This is a genomic window from Paenibacillus sp. FSL H8-0259, assembly GCF_037963255.1.
Lineage (GTDB): Bacteria > Bacillota > Bacilli > Paenibacillales > Paenibacillaceae > Paenibacillus_AQ > Paenibacillus_AQ phytohabitans.
Map to the genome: position 1 here is coordinate 4,567,429 of NZ_CP150147.1, position 16,520 is coordinate 4,583,948.

The following is a 16,520-nucleotide window of genomic DNA, read 5'->3' on the forward strand; positions in this document are numbered from 1 at the left end:
CCGGGGTCAAATGGTTCCATGAATTTTATTAAACTACTGCTATCTACTGCGTAGTATTAACACCTTCTACAAAACCGGCATTCGGATCGCTGCCCGGATCTGTAGCGGGATCCGTTACAGGTTCGCCAGTAGTCGCGGTTGCTTCCGGAGCCGGCGTAGGCAGCGGTGTGCTTTGCACTGGAGGCGGTGTTATTTCAGGCGGAGGTGTTACTGTTCCGCCGTTATTGCCGCTGCCTCCATTGCCATTGCCATTGCCGTTGCCGTTACCGTTACCATTTCCGTTTCCGTTACCATTTCCGTTTCCGTTACCATTACCATTTCCGTTACCATTTCCGTTGTTGCCGGAGCCGTCATCACCCGGAATACCGCCGTTTCCGGGGTTGCCGCCGTTGCCAGTGTCATCCGTAGGCAGGTTCGGATCGAGTGTTGGTTCAGGTTCCGGCGTTTGCAGTTCATCCTGCACGGACACCGTTACGATATCCGAAGGCTCACTTTCCACATCAAGCTCCGGATAATAAGCTCTTACATAATATTCATAAGACAGTCCCGGCATCGCACTTATATCACCGACACTAGCAGTGCTCGTGTTAAGGAGCTGAGTAAAATCTGCTTCTGAGGTTTCCCGGCGGTATATGCGGTAGTCCACACCTGCAGCTTCAACCGGATTCCAGCTCAGGTTGACCGTCATGGTCGAGGCATCATAAGCCGCCTGCAGACCGGTTACAACCGGAGTCGCCTCAGGTGTCGGTGTAGCTTCAACCTCTGCCGAGCCTTTGGGAACCGGGAACGATTTGGCAGGAACGCCTTCCAGCGCTTCCTCCATGACCTTGCCCCAGAATGCTGCCGCGAGCGGACTGCTGTTCTTGAGCAGATGTTTCTTGCTCGGCTTGTCATAGCCCATCCAGACGGCTGCTGTCCATTCCGGTGTATAGCCGACGAACCAGACATCGCGGTTAGAGCTGATTCCTTCGTAGCCGCTCTGGGTGGTTCCTGTCTTACCGGCTACCGGACGGTTAATTCTCGCTTTTTTACCCGTGCCATCCTGTACGACCTTCTGCATCATCTCAGTCATCTGATAAGCCGTGTCCTCACTCATCACCCGTTCAGCGGTGGTATTGGCCTTGTAGACCGTCTTGTCATCGCTGTCGGCAATCGACTTAATGGAGTAGGCATCCCGCAGCTCTCCGCCATTGGCAAATGCGCTGTAGGCCTGGGCCATCTCCAGTGTATTGGTCCCTTCACTCATCCCGCCGAGGGCAAGCGACAGGTTCTTGTCTTCATCCTTCAGATTGATGCCAAGCTTCTTGGCGAACTGGAAGCCGGTGTTCACACCGATCTCATTCAGCAGCCATACCGCCGGAATATTCTCTGATTTCGTCAAGGCATCCGCCATGCTGATCGTTGTCGAATAGCCATGCAGATTGTTCGGGCAATATTTGCCGAAGCACTGCTTCTCATTGCTCAGTCTCGAATCATTCGTGAATTTGCCGGATTCCAGTGCTGGTGCGTACGCAACCAGCGGTTTGAACGCTGAACCCGGAGAACGCCGGCTGCCGTCAACGCGGCTGTAGCCTTTTTTCTCATAATTGCGACCGCCCATCAGCGCCACAATACTGCCGTTCTCCTGGTTGATGATCGTCATCGAACCTTGCACCAGCTCATCGTCCACGCTTTTCTCGAAATTATCACTGTCGGCAAAAGCATCCTCAATGGTCTCCTGGGCATGCTTATCCATCGTTGTATAGATTTTGTAACCGCCGATATTCAGATCATCTTCGGTAAGCCCGAATTTATCCTCAGCCTCGTCAATAGCATAATCAATGAAAGCCTGGTAACGCTGCTTGCTACTCTCAGGTGGCGTATAATTATAGTCAACAGCCTTTGCCTCATCCATCTGTTCCTTCGTGATCTCTTTCTGATCATACATAAGCTGCAGCACAACCGCGCGGCGTTCCTTGGACAACTCCGGATTACGCAGCGGATTATAGCGGGAAGGCCCCTTCGGCATGGCAGCCAGAGTAGCGATTTGCCACAGCTCCAGCTTGTTCAAATTACTCTCACCGAAATAACGGATAGAGGCGGCCTTGATACCGTAAATGGTTCCCCCAAAAGGTATCCGGTTCAAATACATTGTGATAATTTCTTCTTTGGTATGCTTATTCTCCAGCGCAACAGCAATCGAAACCTCTGTCGCTTTGCGGAAGAAGGTCTTATCCCGGGTCAGGAAGATATTCTTCGCAAGCTGCTGGGTGATGGTGCTTCCGCCTTCAACCATGCTGCGTGCCGCAATATCCTTCACCGCCGCCCGTCCGATGGACCAGATATCTACACCTTTGTGATCGAAGAACCTTTTATCCTCGGTAGCTACAAAAGCGGTGATCAGCATCTTGGGAAGATCCTCGTATTCCACCGGATCACTTTTTTCCAGAGCGAGCTCTCCGATCAGATTCGCATTCCGGTCAAAAATCTGCGTAGGGGGATTCACCGTCAATTTACCCTGGTTCTCCTCCAGCAGCTTCTGCCCGTTCAGCATAATGAACAAATAGCCGCCCAGCGCACAAAAAATCGCCAGTGCCGTTGCAAAAAACAAACTCCACAATACACGTTTCTTGGTTAGAAATTTCTTCTTTTTCTTTGGTTTCCCTTTGGAATTCGGCGTACTGCTACCTCTGTTTCTATTGCCGCCATTCCTGGTTAGTTGGTCTCTGGACATGTTGCCTCCTGACTCCCTTAGCGGAAAAATCATGAATTATGGTCACGAATGAAAAGAACAACCTTCACAGGTTGCTCTCTCGCACTCTCTATTCAAACGATTGATAAACAAAAAGGTTTCGCTTCAAGGCTGTAAAATCTTAAATCTCGTTATTATTGTCCTGCATCAGCGATACGCTGCGCTGTGGTGTAAACGTGGAAATCGCATGCTTGTACACCATCTGCTGGCGCCCGTCGCTGTCGATGACAATCGTAAAGTTGTCGAAGGCTTTGATAATTCCCCGGATTTGGAAACCGTTAGTCAAATATACTGTAGCAGGGATATTCTCTTTGCGCAGCTGGTTCAAGAACGTATCTTGGATGTTAATGGACTTGTTCATATGACGTACCCCCAATGGTTCAATTAGATTGTTCGTAAGTATATTCAACACCTTAGAGAAACTTTCCTGCTATTATACCATGTATTCTGCAAGCACAGCAATGTAATAAAACAGGCTGAGATATGGTATGTAAAACGTTAACACATGGATGAAATCAGCTCATTTATAAAACCCTTTGAAAGTTAATAAAAGATAAACCCTGATTTTTCAGTTGTTTTTTCTCCCAATCCCCTTTAGTTGAAATGGTTATATTTATGGTTCCCTCCACTACATATTAAATCTTCGGAGCCCTTCCGGTCAATCTCAATAGCTCCAGCATCTGCTGCGGCCCCGCTTCAACAGGTTTATCCGGCACAACAATATCCTCTGAATCAGCAGTGACGCGGGAAGCTTCCGCATAGTCACTCTGGGCAGCTGCTCTGATCGAGCTTTTAACATTTGGTCCCCCCGGTTATCAGTACATTCGGCAAAAAGAGGCATGAAGCGGGATGTAAAAAGATGCTTCGGTAAAGCGCGAATACGCTTTGGAAGCATCCTACAATGTTCGTGCAGCAACGAATGGATTTAATGGGTATAACCTCAAGAGTTATATTGAATTTGCAAAGGTTTGCGCAATTTTATGCTGAATTATTGCGAAAATCTCATTATAGTCCGGACTCTCCTCCACGTCGATCCATTGAATTTCCTTCATGTGGCGAAACCAGGATAACTGTCTTTTGGCAAATCGGCGGGTATCGCGCTTCAGCAGGATCACGGCTTCCTCAAGCGTTGTCTCTCCCTCCAGATAGGCGGCAATCTCTTTGTAGCCCAGTCCCTGCATAGATACAAGGCTTCTGCTGTAGCCGCGCTCAAGCAGTCCCTGAACTTCAGCCACAAGTCCTTCCGCCAGCATCTGATCAATCCGTTCTTCAATACGTTTATATAGTATTTTACGGTCCATAGTCAGCCCTATGAGGCACAACTCATAAGGGGACTCCTTCTTTTGCCCTGAAAGAGAGTCGGAAAGCGGAATGTTAGTCTGATGATAGATTTCCAGCGCGCGGATAATTCTTCTCCGGTCATTGGGATGCAGCCGCTCCGCACTGGCCGGATCTACCGCCGCCAGCCGGGCATGCAGCGCTTCCGCCCCATGCTCTTCAGCGTAAGCATCCTGCTCGCTGCGGAAGGCCTCATCCGCCACCGCCTCGGAGAAGCGGAATCCGTAGCATAGGGACTCAATATACAGTCCCGTCCCGCCGACAATAAAAGGCAGCCTGCCCCTGCTGCTGATCTCTTCGATGAGCCGGGTACCCTGCTCCTGAAATTCTGCGGTGGAATAGGCATCAAGCGGATCATGAATATCAATCAGATGATGGGGAATCCCCTTCATCTCAGCTTCGGTGATCTTCGCCGTACCGATATCCATATCACGGTAGACCTGCATGGAATCCCCTGATATGATCTCGGCACCGAAAGCCCCGGCCAGCTCCAGGCTCAGCCTGGTCTTCCCTACGGCGGTCGGACCGAGCAGCACGAGTACCTTGCGTTTAGTCTCTGTTGTCAATGGTGATCACCCCGTACGATGTTTTGGCGCTTGCTCTCAGCAGCTCCGTGAAGCCCAGGCGGGCAAACTCCCCGCTCAGCGCCTTCTCTTTCAGCACAACGGTCTTGCGTGCAACCCTGACCGCCTCAGCCACACTCTCCGCCGACAATGCGGCGGGATTAGCGAACTTACGCAGCGGGGAGATCGCCGCCGAATCCGTCAGCGGTACCCGGAACATGGGGTCGAAATAAACAATATCGACACTGTTGTCCGGCTGAGCCTTCAAATACTCCAGATGGTCACCCCGCTGGACATTGATGCGTCGCAGGGCTTCATTCACCTTAATCTGGCCTGAAATATATTGGCTCATCCCTTCCAGCAGCAGCGCATACAGCGGCAGGGAGCTCTCCAGCGCCGTAACCCGGGAATGCTCACCTCCGGTGACGGCAAACAGCAGCGAGTCTCCCCCGAGACCTGCCGTACAATCCAGCACACTGTCGCCGGGCAGCATGCCTGCTGCATCAATCAGGGGGTCTGATTCGCCTCTAATGATCCGTTTCGCACGGACAAACCCCATGCTGGGATGGAACTCCATAGGCGGCATCTCCGGCGTTATCAGCCGGACCGCCTCCTGCAGAACGACCAGGACCTGCTCGTCCCCATATTGATCCACAAGCTTCGCCATGGATAACTTGGCACGGGGCGCATAGAGACAGCCGGTGCGCTCAGCCAGAGTCCTGGCCCGGTCTACAATTTCCGGTATCGGGTTAAAGCCCGTGGTTATAATCATGTTGCCTCCGATCTTGCTCTCTTCAAATGTACAGTACTGCCACTACATCACGCGCTTAAACAGCTTCTCCAGATCATAGGAAGAAAAGGAGACGACTATCGGCCGTCCATGCGGGCAGGTATAAGGCTGGCGGCAGGCCGCTAGCCGGGAGAGCAGCGATTCTACTTCCAGCTCTGTGAGCTTCTGGTTAGCCTTGAACGAGGCTTTGCAGGAGCAGAGAATCGAGGATTTCTCGCGCAGCTTGGCGAGGTCAATGGACCGTTCGCTCAGCACCCACTCCGCCATCTCCTCGATGACCGCCTTCTCGTCACCTTCCGGGAACCAGTACGGCAAGGAACGGACCAGGAAAGTCTGTCCGCCGAAATGCTCAAGAAATACTCCCGCCTGCTGGAACCAGTGCAGCCGTTCGCTGAGCTGTCTGCTCTCCGAAGGCGTGAATTCCAGCGTAATCGGCAGCAGCAGCTCCTGCGATGCGTCTTCCGGCTTGCCGAATTTCTCATAGTAGAATTCATAATTCACCCGTTCATGCGCAGCGTGCTGGTCAATCAAATACAGACCGCTGTCATTCTGGGCGATAATATACGTTCCGTGATGCTGGCCGATATAATTCAGCTCGGGAAATTGCGGGAGTCCTGTGTCTTCGCTTCCGGCAGGAGCAACCGCAGGGGCGTATAACTCCTCTGCGGTTGGCATTTGTCCCCGGTCAGCCGCAGCTGCCTGCGGGCGGTAGCTGTCGCGCGGACGGGATGACGGCTGTGCTGCGGTCCCGTTCCGGTAAGGTGCAGGCGGCATGGCACCGCCGCCGTAAGCTGCAGCCGTCTCCCTGGTCTGAGACTGCGGCGGCAGAGAATTGCCGCCGCTTGGATAACGCTGCGGAGCCCCGGCAGCGGCCCCACCGCCGAACAGCGGAGCACTGCTGCCGGTTAGCGGGGCTGCGCCGCCGGGAAACGGAGCAGCACTGTTCCCTCCCGGGCGCGGCTGGCTGCTGCCTCCCTGCAGAGCATCAGCAGGCATCCCTTGGCCGGGACCGCGGCCAGCGGAAGCATCTGCAGGGTTAGCTGGCTCAGCACCTTGCTGCGGAGCTCCCGGAACCGCCCCTTTGGAAAAGGCGAACTGCTCCTGAATGAAGGAGCTGCTATTCTTGCCCCCGATAATTTCCTTGGTTGGACGTGGTATCAGGCTCTGTCCCATGAGCAGGCTGCGGATCTGCTGCTCCACGAATGCATACAGCTCGGTCTCCTTGCTGAAACGGACCTCCAGCTTAGCCGGATGCACGTTGACATCGACCAGTGACGGATGCATGTCGAGTTGCAGCACCAGCAGCGGATAACGGTTAATCGGCAGCAGCGTATGATACGCACGCATGATCGCGGCATTCAGTCCGTTGCTGCGGATATAGCGTCCGCCGACAATCGTCGTTACGGCATTACGGTTCGAACGCGTCCATTCCGGACGGCTGATATAACCGGAGATCTTATAATCCGGGTCTTCAGCCGCGACTGGCAGCATCGCCTTGGCGGCGGAGGTGCCGTACACGGCGGCAATAACCTGCAGCAGATCGCCGTTGCCCAGCGTATGCAGCAGCTGATTGCTGTTATGCTGCAAGGTGAATGAGATATCCGGATGTGCCAGCGCCATGCGGTACATCGCATCCGAAATATGGCCCAGCTCCGTCTGGATGCTCTTCATATACTTCAGCCGTGCCGGGGTATTATAGAACAATTCCCGTACGGTGAGATCACTTCCCCGGCCGGAAGGCGCATCCTCACTCAGGATCAGCTTCCCGCCCTCAATCTCCAGCAGCCGTCCCTTCCCGTCATCACCGCTGGCAGTCAGCAGGGTTAGCTTCGATACCGCCGCGATACTCGGCAGTGCCTCCCCCCGGAACCCGAGGCTGGTGATCAGGAACAGATCACGGCCGTTGGCGATTTTGCTTGTTGCATGGCGGTAAAAGGCCGTCTCGCAATCCTCCGGCTCTATGCCGGAGCCATTATCCTTGACGCGGATGCTTTGCAGTCCGCCCTCTTCCACAGAGACTTCGATACGTGTGCTTCCCGCATCAATCGCGTTCTCCACAAGCTCTTTCACTACAGAGGCAGGACGCTCCACTACCTCTCCGGCAGCAATCTGGTTGGCAATATGCTCGTCCAGCACATGAATCTTGGCCATATTCGTTCACCCCGCAATTTATAAATAATGTAGCTGCAAACTCATATTGATGTCTGAATAAGCCCGGTAAAATCTTAATTAGCCCACTCGCTTATATACTCTCAGGCTTATAGCTCCCTGGCCTTCATCTTCAGTTCATTAAGCAGACCCATCGCCTGCAGCGGTGTCATATTCATCAGATCCGCACCCTGTACAGCTGAGATCAGCTCTTTCAGGAGCGGATTTTCTTTGGCTGCCGGTGCTGCGACCCCGCCTTTGCGGTTCTTGCGGGGCTCGTCCTCACCAAATATAGAGAGCTGTACAACCTCATTGTCCTCTTCCTCCGCAGGGGAAGCAAGTGTAACAGCTGCTTCCTGCTGAGCCGCAGCCATGGAAGCCACAGCCCGGTTCTCCTGAATCACAGGTCCGGAACGGTCATTATAGTCCGTACCGTAGTTCAGCGGCACGCTGCCCGGTGGAGATGCCTGTTCGATGCTCTGAAGCAGGCCGTACGCGCGGTCGATGATACCTTCCGGCAGTCCGGCCAGTCTCGCACAGTAAATCCCGTAGCTGCTGTCCGCCGCTCCCGGCACAAGCTTGCGCAGGAAGTTGACCTTGTCCCCGCTCTCCTGCACCGCCATGGAATAGTTGTGGAGTCCGCTCAGACTCTGCTCCAGATGAGCCAGCTCATGGAAATGCGTCGATACCAGCGCCTTGCAGGCGATAGTATCATGCACGTATTCAATCACCGCCTGGGCGATCGCCATACCTTCACTGGTCGAGGTCCCCCGGCCCAGCTCGTCAATGATGATCAGGCTGCGGGCCGTAGCCTTTTCGGTCATGACCTGGATATCGGCCATCTCCACCATGAAGGTACTCTGGCCACCGATCAGGTCATCCGCTGCTCCGATCCGCGTGAAGATGCGGTCAATCAGCGGAACCTCAGCACTGGATGCCGGCACGAAGCAGCCGATCTGGGCCATGATGCAGATTAGCGCAACCTGGCGCATGTACGTGCTTTTGCCTGCCATATTCGGTCCGGTAATCAGCAGGATATTGCCCTCATCCTTGCTGAGCGTGCTGCCGTTCGCAATAAACGCGGAATCCTTCAGCACTGCCTCAACCACCGGATGGCGCCCGCCTTCGAGTCGCAGGTCATAGCTGTCGGACAGCTTAGGCTTCACGAAACGGTGCTCTGCACTAACCGCCGCGAGACATTGATACACATCAATCTCGGCTACCTTCTCAGCAAGCGCCTGCAGCCGGGGAACCTGGGCGCTAATCCGCTCGCGCAGCTCGGTAAACAAGCTGTACTCCAGGTCTGTCATTTTGTCCTGGGCCTCCAGGATCAGCGCTTCCTTCTCCTTCAGCTCCGGGGTAACATAACGCTCGGCATTGGCCAGCGTCTGTTTCCGTTCATATCTGCCTTCCGGAAGTGCAGACAGATTGGAGCGGGTAATTTCAATATAATAGCCGAAGATTTTGTTATAGCCGATCTTCAGGGATTTGATGCCCGTCGCCTGGCGTTCCTTCGCTTCCAGCTCGGCAATCCAGCGTTTGCCGCTGCTGCTGGCTTCACGCAGCTCGTCCAGCCGCTCATGATATCCGCCGCGGATAATTCCGCCGTCACGGACAGATACCGGAGCATCCTCAACAATGGCCCGTTCGATATCCTCCCGGAGCTCTGCGCACTCATCCATGGACGTGCCGATCTCCCGCAGGGTGGCCGAACCGGATGTCAGGCACATCTCCTTCAGCGCCGGAATCTGCGCCAGCGACAGCTTCAGGGCGTTCATATCCCGACCGTTGGCGCTGCCGAAGGCAATACGTCCGACTAGCCGCTCCAGATCATAGATTTCTTTCAGTGCTCCGCGCAAATCCTCGCGGACGATAAACTGGTTATACAAATAGTCGACAGCTTCGAGGCGGCGTTCAATCGGCGCACGCTGCAGCAGCGGCTTGTCTATCCGGCGGCGCAGCAGACGCCCGCCCATCGAGGTTTCCGTGCGGTCGAGTAGCCAGAGCAGCGAGCCTTTTTTGGAGCGCTCCCTTACGGTTTCGGTCAGCTCCAGATTGCGCCGGGTGAACGGATCAAGAATCATATAATTTCCGGGCTCGTAAGGAGATATCTGGGTTAGCTGCCCAAGTGACCGGCGCTGGGTCTCGCTGAAATAGGAGATCAGCAGTGCCAGACAGCGGCCGCGTTCCTTCTCCAGCCGTACCCATGCCGCTTCGCCGAACTGGCGGCGGGCCAGTCCTTCCTCCTGCTTGTCCCACGGTGTATAAACTACTGGCTTAGCCAGCAGGGAGGCTTCACTGCGCAGCTGCTCCAGGAGCGCCTCGTCCCCGATAATCTCTGCCGGCTCATAGATGCCGATCTCATCCCGCAGCCATTCGGTGCTGGAGAGTACAGAGGTGACATACAGCTCACCTGTTGTTAAATCGCAGGCAGCCAGTGCCGTCATGCCATCTTCCTCAGTCACACAGACGAGGTAATTGTTGCTTTTGTCCGTTATAATTTTGCCGTCCATCACGGTGCCCGGTGTAACTACGCGGACGATATCGCGGCGGACCATCCCTTTGGTCACCGCAGGATCATCGAGCTGCTCGCAGATAGCGACCTTGTAGCCTTTCTCGATCAGGCGCTGTATGTACCCCTCGGCAGCATGATGCGGCACTCCGCACATTGGAATCTTTTCGCCGACCCCGCCATCACGGCCTGTTAGTGTAATCTCTAGCTCCTTCGAGGCAAGCAAGGCATCCTCAAAGAACATTTCATAGAAATCGCCCAGACGAAAGAAAAGGAAAGCGTCTTTTGCCCCTTCCTTCACTTTTAAATACTGCTGAATCATCGGCGTATAGTTTGCCATCGTCTACCTCCATGCCTACTTCATACTGTTCTCTATTATAGCAGAAACTTCCCTCTCAAAGTTACCCGCAGCCTCTTCCGGTCTCCTGCTAAAACCTGGTGTGCAGATTTTCCGGCGGCTGGCAGCAGCTTTTCTCGCTGTAATACAGCGTTTTTCCTTTGGCGTTAAGCCAATTGGAACGAATTTATATTTTCAAGCCATAATATTCTATAATATGATCTATGAAAACGATTGTACATTCTATCTTATGTAAGGAGGAAAAATCGTGATAAGAAAACTGAATGAAGCTGACCGCATTCCGCTGATGGCGCTGTTGCACAAAGACCCTGCACTCAATTTGTTTATCATCGGGGATGTGGAGAATTTCGGGTTTGAACGGGATTTCATGGAGCTGTGGGGGAGATGGATGAACCGGCCCGGACGGATCAAAGCGGTAATGCTGCGGTTCTATGGAAGTTTTTTGCCGTATGCGGAGGGTTCTTTTGACGTGGAACGATTCGCGGAGCTGGTGAGAAAGAGCGGGAAGACCGAAATGCTCTCGGGTTCATCACACGTACTGCGGGAGTTCGGCCAAGTGCCGGACTGCCAAGGTTTAGCCACAGAGGTGGTTGCCCGCTTATGCGCTGATGTGCTGATGTGCTGGAAGAGGGCAAGACGGATGAATCTGCAAAAAGCTGGGGTTCACCGATATCGCACCTGGTCTATGTTGTACAAATAGGAAACCGGAGCCACTCTTTGAGAAGAGTAGGCCCTCCTGTTTAAGAGGCCGCTATGGAAGCGGAGGGATAGTGGAGTTTATAAAGCAGTGATCCAGTGAATCCCCAAAATCCTGCACATTATACAACATTTCGCTCATCATTGCGGTCTCAATCCAAAATTGTTGTAGAAAAGGCAGTATTTCGCCTTCTCCTTACAGCCTAGAGGGATGAATTCCTGTATTTCATACAACAATCTTCCGCACAGACAGCTATTTGGGAATCAACGTTGCATAATGTACAACATTTTAAGTCTGACAGTGCTAACTAAATAAGTCTCCAAGCTACCAGCATCGATTCAGGTGTGGATGTGACGTATTCTGCTGGACCCGCAGCGATTGTCCGGTAACTGAATAGACCGCTTCTCGCTAAAAGAAAACAGACAGCCGCCGTTATACAGACAGCTTCTATTGAAAAGTATCTTCCGGCCCGGCCGGGCGCGCCCCGGAGACTGACGGGGCGCTGCCGCACCACAAGCCGCGGATATCACGCGACTCATCCCAGGTCTGCTGCGCGGCTATAGAGCGCAGCAGAGGATCTATGTAGCTGGCGGCGGCTGCGTAGCCGCCCAGCGCGCGAAGCTGCGCCTCCAGGGGAGGCCAGGCTTCGCGGAGCGGTTGCTTGTCGCCGCTGTAGAAGGCGGCATGCAGCTTCTCCCGGTCGAGCGGACGCAGCGGCAGCTCTTCATAATGGCTCACGATCAGGTGAGCCAGGCAGACCGCGCCTTTGGCGATGACCGGGGACACCAGGAAGCTCGGCAGTGTCCGGTATTCGAAGCCGCCATGCGGCTGCCGCCGGAAATCGCCGAGCACGCCATAGCGGGGACGCCGGGCCGCAGCCCGGACGTCCTCGAGCAGCAGCATGGGCAGCGCGAGATAGTTGTCGAGCGCACGCAGCAGCGGCGCGCACAGCGTCACGCCGCTGAAGTGCAGGTGGCCGCCTAGGGCCCAGCCCCGCAGCGGCATGCCTCCCGCCCGCCAGCGGAGCGAGCGGTCGGCGATGAGCCGGTCCGCCTCGCGCGCGGCGGACATCAGCTGCGCCAGCAGCGCGCGCGGTTCCCCGCGCGGCGCAGGGCGCAGCTCCGCCACCGGGAACACGCCGCGCGTTCCCGGGGGTCCGGCGTCGCAGCCCGCGGCGCCGTCCATGGGCAGGTACCGCGACGCCGGCACGACGCGGCCCGTGGACTCCCGGAGCAGCAGGAACTCCGGGTCCATACCCATAAGCAGCCCGGCACGGCCTGGCTGCTCAAGGGCAAGGGAACGGGCCAGCTCCCGCGAGGCTGCACGGTACGGCTCAGGCAGCGGCTTGCCGGGAACCGGCATCAACGGAGTAATGCCCGTCACCACATAACGCCGCCCGCCCATGGCCCGCAGCTCCACCTCGCCGCTGTCCAGCCCCAGGCTGTAAAGCGCCCGGACCGCCGTTACACGGACTGCTCCAGCCACCCCGCGCATCTCACTTACGCCACCCGCTCCGCCATAGCTGTTCCCGCTATTACCTCTGGCACCCGTTCCCTCATAGCTGTTCTCGTCACGCCCTTCAATTTCCGCTCCGCCATAACTGTTCCCGCTATCACTTCCGGCACCCGTTCCACCATAACCGCGCTCACCATACTCAGCAGCGCCTGCTACACCAGTACCATTCCCGCCATCCCTGCCGCCACCCGCTCCTGCTCCATTAACCCTGTTCCCGCTCGCGCCAGCACCCGCTCCGCCATACCCGCCCTCTCCTATCACCGGCCCCAAAAAAGCAGCATTCATAGCCGCCCCTGCACCCAGAGGCTGGCACTCCAGCACAGCCAGATTGAAAATAACCACCCGGTAGTGCTGCCTGTAACTTGCGGGGTCTTGTCCATGGGAATATGTATGACTCTCTCTTGCATCCTTCCGCCGTGCTGGTCTGCCTATAGCCCCGGGGTCCGCTTCAATCCCGCAGCGGCGGAGTCTGCGCATAATCTGCTCCGGTGCCAGCTGAAGGAATAAGTTAAGCCCTTCGTTCATCCTTATGCCACCGCCCATCCGAAATTCTTCATGCCGCGCCTACAGCTGCATCATCCTTCATAACCGGATAGCCCGCCCTTCTGCAGTACGCAGATGAAGCTTTTGGTGCTGAAACCTAACCCCAAAATATTTTAAAAAAAAGAGGGCATTCGCCCTCTACGCCGCTGCCCTCTCATCATATAATGGATCATAACCCAATACAGTAACAGAAAGGCAGCGGCGTATTCCTTCCTTACAGCTCATCATCCAGGGCGTCAGGGTCCAGATCATCGTAATCAAAACTCTCGCCGTCAAAATCATAATCCTTGTCTTCCAGATCATCACTCTGATCGCTGACATACACGCGGACCTTGGTCTCAGCCACCAGCTCCGCCTCGAACTCCCGTTCCACCCGGAGCGTCACACTGCCGCCGCCCGGCGATACCCCGGCTTCCACACAATTGGGTTCCTGCGTTGCCTCCGCAGAGACCTGTGCCGTGGAAGCACGGTGTCTCGGGTCCAGATACGACAATGGAATAAGCTCCACATAGGAGACCGTTTCCTTGGCAACCTCGGTCTGCTTGTTTTTGTCGTACGAGTACCAGATGTTCACATCATAAGTACCGATTACTTCGATTCCGTTCCCGGCGGCAACCGCTTCGTACTGGTGGTTGATAATCCAAGCCCCCAGAATACTAGTCGGATGATGTGGCGGAGTCACGGTATGGGTTGCGGTAGAGAACTTACGACCTTTGCCGCAAATTGCCTTCGTAATGATCTCCCTTGTTTGACGTTTATGGCTTAATGACATCTTTGAACCTCCTCCATACAATCATTCACTATCAAGTGTATGCACGTTCTGGGCATTTGTTGATTGTTAGAGTAGAAATAAATTTGGGTAAGCCCTCATGAGAGTCTAATTAAGCCTCCTGCTTCATTTTATTGCTGAAATTAGCCAGTTATGAGTCCCGCTTCCGAAAAAAACAAAAGGCAGCCCTTCCCCAAAATATGGGGAACCGCTACCTTTTTTTCGTTTTACGATATTGCACCTTGTGCTTATTGCGGAATTACACGCACAATCCCCAATTGTCTGTGACGGCTCAGATCAATGAAATCGTCATCGATATTCACCAGGGGACGCAGCGGATCATGGGCAAGAATCATGATGATTTTGCCGATTCGTCCGTCTGTGAGCAGTACCTCATTGCCGATCATCGATTGCATCAGCTTGTTGATGAACACACTGCAGATATAAGGGTCCAGCTTGCCGTAGACATTATCGTCCATCTGCCTGAGCACCTCATACAAAGGGGCGGCCGTGCGGTAGAAGCGGTCTGAGGTCATCGCATGAAAAATATCCGCCACAGCGACAATTTTGCTGAAATCGGTAATCCGGTGCCCCAGCACCCCGAAGGGGTAACCGCTGCCGTCCATCCGTTCATGATGCTGCAGCGCAACAAGTGCCTGCATGTGAGTGGTGCCCACGGTATCCCGGATCATTTCATATCCAAAGGTGGTATGCTTCTTCATCAGCGCATATTCTTCCTCACTCAGCGGACCGGGTTTGGCGAGAATTTCAGCCGGAATCATAATTTTGCCGATATCATGAAGAGTCGCTGCGATGGTCAGCATGCTTAGCTCGTCCGGCTTCAGCTTCAGCCATTTGCCTAGCAGCGTGGAGATAATACCAACCGCAACATTATGCCTGTATGTATAATCATCCTTGGACTGCAGTGCAGCCAATATTCCGTAGAAATCGTTCTTCTCACTTACCTGCTGGATAAAAGGAATGACTTCATTTCTGAGCTCTATCATCGGCAGCCTTTTGGTCTTGGTATAGCGGAGCTGGTCAAAAATGCTCTCCATCGCTGCTGTGCAGTCATCCACGGCCAGCTGATAGAATGCCGCATTGTCCAGCTGAAGCACATCATGCGGCTCCAGGAGGATCTTGTGCTGGGAGATCAGCCGGATATGTTCCCCGCTTAATAAGGTCATCGCCGGCAGAACAAACACACCGCTATGATTAAAAAGGTTGGCTGCAAGCTGTTTGCCGATATATTGTTCATTGCTGTTGTTCATGTTCCTCACCTGCCAGTGCAGCCGTCCACCGGAGTGAACCGCTGCTGTAATTGGAAGCATCGCGGCCTCATCTACAATCTTATCCTGAAATGTGTTTCTCTGTCCCGAACAGAAAATGAACATAACTATAGAGATAAGCTCACTTTAAGTGCTTATATATCTTATCGTTAATTCACACCGTAATGTTAATACCTGAGACATATTTACCTTCCTGCTCAAGCATTTCCCTTTGCGGGCAGCTTGTCCTTCACCGGCCTTGGATCGACCGGACTTTTATAGCGTTTGGCAATTTTGAGATAGAGCGCAAGCTCCCGGCATAACTGCAGAATAGCGGAGCGGATCTCGAATACCTCACGGGAATCCGGGAGCTCCATCTGCTGAAACTCCTGCTGCAGATCATCCAGCAGCTTCTCGGTCCGGCCCGTATATTCCTCAGCCAGCACATCGCCGCTAAGCTGATCGAACAGCTCCGCAACCATATCACCATGCGGCAGCTGGCGGTATACCTGAGAGAGAAGCTGCATCATATTCTGGATTGACTCCAGCTGCTCCTTGCGCATGTAGAAGTACACATTCCAGGCTTCATCCGGATGGATCACATGATTCTCCATCTCCCTTGAAGCCGCGGTCAGACCCTTCTGCACCGCTTCACCGGCTCCGATCAGTTCCTTTCCGTCCCATACATAAGCGGGATCACGCAGGGTTCTGGCAATCTGCCGGAAGATAACCGAGAAATAGCCGTCCACCTCTTTGCGGATACCGGCAATCATGTCTCCGGTCTGCGGCATATAGATGAAGTTGACGAGTCCGGCCGAACCCAGGCCGATAATCAGCAGCTCAATCTGCTGCAGCAGGATGTGAACGGTAATGTCAGCTTGTCCAAAAACACGGAACACAATAACGGAGCTGGTGACAATCCCCTCTTTGAAGCCGGATTTGACGATAAGCGGGAAGCCGAACAGTACATAAAGTCCAAGAACCCAATAATGAAAGCCCAGGGTGAAAAAGAGAATACAGCCCAAAAAGAGTCCCACCAGCGAGGCGAAGAAGCGTGCCGTGATCGTGCGGAGACTCCTTTTGCGCGTTGTTTCCACCCCAAGAATGGCCAGCAGTCCCGCGCTTTGCGCATTGGGAATACCTGCGGCGGCTGCCAGCAGAATGGACAGCAGAGTTGCAGCCGCCGTTTTGATAATACGAAATCCCATGTTAATACCTCTCCTACAAAGTTCAGCTTCAATATTCAGGTAAAGATATAGTCATGGTACAAGATTTTGCCGGGAGACAC

11 protein-coding genes are annotated in these 16,520 nt (G+C 54.2%); 1 reads left to right on the forward strand and 10 read right to left on the reverse strand.

What is annotated here, in order from left to right; translation table 11 throughout:
- Positions 1 to 43: 43 nt before the first annotated feature.
- The 6 genes from NSU01_RS19340 to mutS form a co-directional block, all read right to left on the reverse strand.
- Positions 44 to 2,713 (reverse strand): PBP1A family penicillin-binding protein, encoded by a 2,670-nt coding sequence (locus NSU01_RS19340; RefSeq protein ID WP_076242998.1) that lies wholly within the window; start codon positions 2,711 to 2,713, stop codon positions 44 to 46.
- Between the two features lie 139 nt (positions 2,714 to 2,852).
- Positions 2,853 to 3,092: an RNA chaperone Hfq gene (gene hfq, locus NSU01_RS19345; protein WP_039299258.1), complete on the reverse strand. Its 240-nt coding sequence runs from the start codon at positions 3,090 to 3,092 to the stop codon at positions 2,853 to 2,855.
- Between the two features lie 586 nt (positions 3,093 to 3,678).
- A complete protein-coding gene (gene miaA, locus NSU01_RS19350; protein WP_076242997.1) occupies positions 3,679 to 4,635 on the reverse strand; it encodes a tRNA (adenosine(37)-N6)-dimethylallyltransferase MiaA in 957 nt (318 codons plus the stop codon).
- Positions 4,619 to 5,404 (reverse strand): class I SAM-dependent methyltransferase, encoded by a 786-nt coding sequence (locus tag NSU01_RS19355; protein ID WP_076242996.1) that lies wholly within the window; start codon positions 5,402 to 5,404, stop codon positions 4,619 to 4,621. The genes miaA and NSU01_RS19355 overlap by 17 nt, the downstream gene beginning before the upstream one ends.
- A 42-nt stretch (positions 5,405 to 5,446) precedes the next feature.
- Entirely contained in the window at positions 5,447 to 7,573 is a 2,127-nt protein-coding gene (gene mutL, locus NSU01_RS19360) for a DNA mismatch repair endonuclease MutL (protein WP_076242995.1), read from the reverse strand.
- A gap of 107 nt (positions 7,574 to 7,680) precedes the next feature.
- Complete coding sequence (mutS, locus tag NSU01_RS19365; RefSeq protein WP_076242994.1) at positions 7,681 to 10,422, reverse strand: DNA mismatch repair protein MutS; 2,742 nt, start codon at positions 10,420 to 10,422, stop codon at positions 7,681 to 7,683.
- A gap of 265 nt (positions 10,423 to 10,687) precedes the next feature.
- Here mutS and NSU01_RS19370 point away from each other — a divergent pair, with 265 nt between their 5' ends.
- The gene (locus NSU01_RS19370; RefSeq protein ID WP_076242993.1) at positions 10,688 to 11,140 is read left to right on the forward strand and encodes a hypothetical protein; all 453 of its coding nucleotides are present in this window, start codon (positions 10,688 to 10,690) and stop codon (positions 11,138 to 11,140) included.
- Positions 11,141 to 11,584: 444 nt separating this feature from the next.
- Here the strand turns inward: NSU01_RS19370 and NSU01_RS19375 are convergent, their stop codons facing one another.
- The 4 genes from NSU01_RS19375 to NSU01_RS19390 all read right to left on the reverse strand — a co-directional run bounded on the left by NSU01_RS19375 (position 11,585) and on the right by NSU01_RS19390 (position 16,440).
- Positions 11,585 to 13,177 carry a hypothetical protein gene (locus tag NSU01_RS19375; RefSeq protein ID WP_076242992.1) on the reverse strand — a complete coding sequence of 531 codons (1,593 nt, stop codon included), beginning with the start codon at positions 13,175 to 13,177 and terminating at the stop codon, positions 11,585 to 11,587.
- 232 nt (positions 13,178 to 13,409) lie between these two features.
- Positions 13,410 to 13,967 (reverse strand): outer spore coat protein CotE, encoded by a 558-nt coding sequence (locus NSU01_RS19380; RefSeq protein ID WP_039310097.1) that lies wholly within the window; start codon positions 13,965 to 13,967, stop codon positions 13,410 to 13,412.
- Positions 13,968 to 14,212: 245 nt separating this feature from the next.
- Positions 14,213 to 15,295 carry an HD-GYP domain-containing protein gene (locus tag NSU01_RS19385; protein WP_231575150.1) on the reverse strand — a complete coding sequence of 361 codons (1,083 nt, stop codon included), beginning with the start codon at positions 15,293 to 15,295 and terminating at the stop codon, positions 14,213 to 14,215.
- A gap of 155 nt (positions 15,296 to 15,450) precedes the next feature.
- The gene (locus NSU01_RS19390) at positions 15,451 to 16,440 is read right to left on the reverse strand and encodes an aromatic acid exporter family protein (protein WP_076242991.1); all 990 of its coding nucleotides are present in this window, start codon (positions 16,438 to 16,440) and stop codon (positions 15,451 to 15,453) included.
- Positions 16,441 to 16,520 lie beyond the last annotated feature (80 nt).